Origin of the sequence: Paenibacillus zanthoxyli JH29 (genome assembly GCF_000520715.1) — a bacterium.
In the GTDB taxonomy this organism is placed as follows: Bacteria; Bacillota; Bacilli; order Paenibacillales; family Paenibacillaceae; genus Paenibacillus_AQ; species Paenibacillus_AQ zanthoxyli.
The window spans coordinates 1-4,057 of record NZ_ASSD01000680.1 but is presented as its reverse complement, the minus strand read 5'-3'; the positions used below and the strand labels follow the sequence as shown (position 1 = coordinate 4,057).

Genomic DNA, 4,057 nt, shown 5'->3' with positions numbered 1-4,057 from the left:
CGTCCCGAAGCCGCCGGTCACAAGCACCCCCGCGCCCTGCTCCAGCGCCAGCGAATGCACATCGTCGCGGTTGCCGACGATCAGCAGGCTGTCCGCGTCAATATAGCGGATCATGGCGTCAATCTTCATCGCGCCGATTACATATTTATGCAGAGGCTTGTCCAGTCCGTTCGCGCCTCCGAGCACACGTCCCTCGACAATGTCAACCACATCGCCGAACGTAAGCTGCTCTGAGATGCCCCGGGGCTTCTTCTCCACCCGGACGGTTCCAATCCGCTCCTTGGTGATGACAATCCCCAAGTTCTCCGCTTCCTTGACCGCCCGGTAAGCCGTTCCCTCGCTGACAGCCATTTCCCTCGCCAGCTTGCGAACCGATATTTTAGCGCCCACCTTTAAGTTTTCAATATGCTGCAGCAGTTGTTCGTGCTTTGTGACTGCATCGCCTTGATTTTCCAACTGTTACACCCCCGACCCCAAAACTGTACTACACTGTATCTGTATTGTAGTCGCAATCGGGTGCGAACGTCAAATGATTCGTGAGTCTCTTGCCGCCCGCGGCTTCGGATCAACTTAAAACGGCCCGCCGGATCATTACCGGACAGGCCGTGCGCCTAAAGGGCTATAGTCTTTGGGCCGCTCTACCTTCTTCATCCCATTTTTCCGGCCACCTCTCAAGCTTCGCCTTGCGTACCGCTTCCAGACGCTTCGCCTTCTCCTCGTCCACCCCGATAATAAAATGCAGATGGGCGGCAATCACGAGCAGGGCAAAAGCGACCCACAACGCCCCGAACACGAACACCGGCGCCGGCCCGTCCGGCGACAATCTCGGCAGCGCATACAGCAGCATGACCAGCGCCAGGATCAGGTAGAGCACATGCTTGAACTTGTTTCTTTTTCTCATTTCCTAAGACAGCTCCTTCGTAAAGAATCTATACTCTACTCTATGAGCGAACCGTCCGGATTATGAGACAAGTTGTAGCAAAATACCGCAGTGCGGAAGTCTGCCGCCATTTTCCTAAAGGAGCCTAGACGTCCGCTCCGTACAAATGCTCCAGGCTTCCGGAAATAATCTTGTTCACGTCTTCGATGACGACGCTTAGGCGGCGTTCCGCTTCGAACAGACGGCGGATGCCCAGGTTAAGGTTCAGCACCTCGAACAGCTTCTCCATCTTCTCCATCTCTTCCGGAGCCGGCATTTCCCCGGCCATCATCCGCTCCTGAAGCTCTTGCTGGCTGCTGCGGAAATGGTTCAGCATCCTGCTGCTCTCCGGGTCGGCCTCCACCAGCTTAAGCGCGGCGGAAATGTCCGCCACCTCGCTGCTCTCCTTGATTGCCCGGGCCAATTCATGCGCCTTATCATAGATGTTCATGGCTTTCCCTCCTAAAAGTTGTGTCAGTATAACTTCCCGTGTATCTTCGCACCGTGTATCTTCGCAAAACCGGCTGCGAAAGCCTTCGTTTTGCGCCTTAAATCTATGCCTGCCTTGTGAATAAGGGGACTCTCGGACGATGCGGCAATCACCAAGGGGCGTATGACTCCATATGATGAATGATATGTAGACCTCAGCTGTCAAACAGCCCGCATCACGCTGCTACCGGAAGGAGATCCACGATGTCAAAGCTAAAGATCCCGGTCCATACGGTGCACTCGGGCATTCTGCAGGAGAACGCTGTTATGCTCGGCGACCGGCTCATCAAAAAACTCAAAATCCCCGCGCACGGACCGGTCCATCTGGCCTTCGGTTCTTTCCGTCAGGAGGTTACTATCATTCCGGCCCCTAAATCCGACAGCCTGCGCGTCAGCGAAGGCTTGGCGCGAAAGACCGGGTGGAGGACCCGGAATGTTCTGAACGCCTCCTACAGTGCCGGAAGCCGGCTGCTCCGGCTCGGGCCGATGATCGGTGTGCTTGTCAGCCGGGAGAATCCCGAGCATCCCGAGAAGCTGTTCGGTCCGATCACCCTGTTCTGCCGTGAATTGACGAACGCCTGCCGTGCGCAAGGAGCTTTTGTCTATTTCTTTACGCCTGAAGCGCTGGAAGGCGCCGGTTCTACTGTTTCAGGCTGGGTGTATGACGAGGGCTGGAAAAGATCGAAGCTGCCCGTCGCCGACGTCATCAATAACAGGCTAACGACGCGTAAAGCGGAGAATAAACCTAGCGTACAGCATTTTTTGGCGGAAGTAAAATCACGGTACGGCACCCATTTCTTCAATGAGAAATTTCTCGACAAGACAGAGGTGTTCGAAGCTCTGCGGCATGACCCCACCCTTCAGCGGTACTTGCCGGAGTCCCACTCGTTCAGCGGATTGGCGATCCTTAAGAAAATGTGCGGGCATTATCCCGTGGTGTTCCTCAAACCGGTCCGCGGCAGCCTCGGCAAAGGCATTCTGCGGATTTCCCGTGAAGAAAGCGGCGGCTACAGGCTGCTGTCTACGACTCCGCTGGGCACCCGTAAGCAGAACTATCCGAGTCTTGCCAAATTGTATCAGGCCATCGCCCCAAAGATGAAGACCACCCGCTTTCAGATCCAGCAGGGCCTGTCGCTGATGGAAATTGGACGCAGGCCGGTCGATTTCCGCGCGCTTGTGCAAAAGAACGGCGCCGGAAAATGGCATGTCACCTCGATTGTCGCCCGCACCGCCGGGACCAACCACTTCGTCTCGAACCTGGCCCGGGGCGGCAGCCTCAGCACTGTCCGCGAGGCGGTTGGCAAAAGCACTATCCCGCCCGGTGCCAAGGAAAGCGCGAATCTTCAGCTGCCCCGGGCCGCGCTGGCTATAGCCAAAGGAATCGAGGCCCGCATTCCCGCCCATTTTGGCGAACTGGGCATCGATCTCGGAATGGATCAATCGGGACGAATCTGGCTTCTGGAAGTCAATTCCAAGCCATCTAAGAACGACAACACTCCGCTGCACGAAACAAAGATCAGGCCATCCGTCAAACAGATGATCCAATACTGCCGCTACCTTGCCGGCTTATAAAGGAGGACGCTATGCCTATGAGCGAACTGGGCTGTCTCGGCGTCCTAAACGGAGGGGGCAGCAAGGATTCACCGGTAGCCGAACCCGCCTTCTGCAGCCTGCTCTGCCGGGCCGCCCCTAAATACGGTCTGCGCGTTATCATATTCACGCCGGATGGCGTGTCGGAGGATGGACGGACGGTGAGCGGGTTCATCCGGAGCGGCCAAGAATGGCGCGCAGCGACATCGGCGGCGCCAGACATTGTATATAACCGGACGTTCTGCCGAAGTCCGGAAGAAAGACGCAGCACCTCCCGGGCCCTGAATGCGCTGACGGGCAGCCTGGCATGGTCGCGGGGGCTGCCGGACAAATGGAAGGTGTATGAATTATTGCAGCGAAACCGCAGAGCATCCGCACTGCTGCCCGAGACTAAACGGTATGACGGCAGCCGGAGCCTGGAGCGCATGCTCGCGGAAAGAGAAGACGGGGTCTTCTTGAAACCCCGGGCAGGCACACACGGAAGGCGCACCCTGCATGCGGCGCCCTGGGCAGCGGCGCCCGGAGGACTTCTTGCAAGAGGCCGGGACGGTCAGAACCGCGAGATCATCCGAGGCTTTGAGGAGCGCCGCAAAGGACTCGAATGGATTGACCGCTTTATCGGCGGCCAAGGCTTTATCATGCAGCCATTCCTGCAATTGAGCGGCAGCGGCGGACAGCCGTTCGATCTCCGCGTGCTCATGCAGAAGGACGGCGGCGGACGCTGGACGCTCGCCGGCATGGCGGTCCGCCTTGGCCTGCGCGGGTCGCTCATCTCGAACCTTCACGGCGGAGGAACCGCAGTGCATCCCTCCTCCTTTTTGCGGAAGCAATACGGCGGGGCGGCGGCAGACATTTTAAGAGAGCTTACGCTTACGGCCGCTTACCTTCCGCCGCTGCTGGAGGCAGGCTGCGGGCGGCTCGGTGAGCTCGGGCTTGATTTCGGCATCGATCCCGGCGGCAGGATCTGGCTGCTGGAGGCGAACTCCAAGCCGGGCCGCTCGGCCTTCACGCTGACTGGTGATCAAGACGCAGCACGGCGCTCGGCCGAAAACCCGCTTT

Annotated in this window: 5 protein-coding genes; 2 read left to right on the top strand and 3 right to left on the bottom strand. The window is 58.2% G+C overall.

From position 1 onward, the window contains the following. The 3 genes from L691_RS0126070 to L691_RS0126060 form a co-directional block, all read right to left on the bottom strand. Window positions 1-456, bottom strand: a 456-nt coding sequence (locus tag L691_RS0126070; RefSeq protein ID WP_025693135.1) for a DRTGG domain-containing protein, incomplete at its 3' end; no start/stop codon positions are given. Between the two features lie 163 nt (window positions 457-619). Further along, the gene (locus tag L691_RS0126065) at window positions 620-901 is read right to left on the bottom strand and encodes a hypothetical protein (RefSeq protein ID WP_025693134.1); all 282 of its coding nucleotides are present in this window, start codon (window positions 899-901) and stop codon (window positions 620-622) included. Between the two features lie 124 nt (window positions 902-1,025). Then, the gene (locus L691_RS0126060; RefSeq protein ID WP_025693133.1) at window positions 1,026-1,370 is read right to left on the bottom strand and encodes a YlbF family regulator; all 345 of its coding nucleotides are present in this window, start codon (window positions 1,368-1,370) and stop codon (window positions 1,026-1,028) included. A 242-nt stretch (window positions 1,371-1,612) separates the two neighbouring features. Between L691_RS0126060 and L691_RS0126050 the strand changes: the two genes are divergently transcribed. Continuing rightward, on the top strand, window positions 1,613-2,980 hold the full coding sequence (locus L691_RS0126050; protein WP_025693132.1) for a YheC/YheD family endospore coat-associated protein: 1,368 nt from the start codon (window positions 1,613-1,615) through the stop codon (window positions 2,978-2,980). 17 nt (window positions 2,981-2,997) lie between these two features. Beyond that, window positions 2,998-4,057: YheC/YheD family endospore coat-associated protein (locus L691_RS0126045; protein ID WP_051459467.1), on the top strand; the 1,060-nt coding region annotated here is incomplete at its 3' end.

Coding starts and splice junctions, on each gene's coding strand:
- L691_RS0126065 (WP_025693134.1), bottom strand. CDS start 901: ATGAGAAAAAGAAACAAGTTCAAGCATGTGCTCTACCTGATCCTGGCG.
- L691_RS0126060 (WP_025693133.1), bottom strand. CDS start 1,370: ATGAACATCTATGATAAGGCGCATGAATTGGCCCGGGCAATCAAGGAG.
- L691_RS0126050 (WP_025693132.1), top strand. CDS start 1,613: ATGTCAAAGCTAAAGATCCCGGTCCATACGGTGCACTCGGGCATTCTG.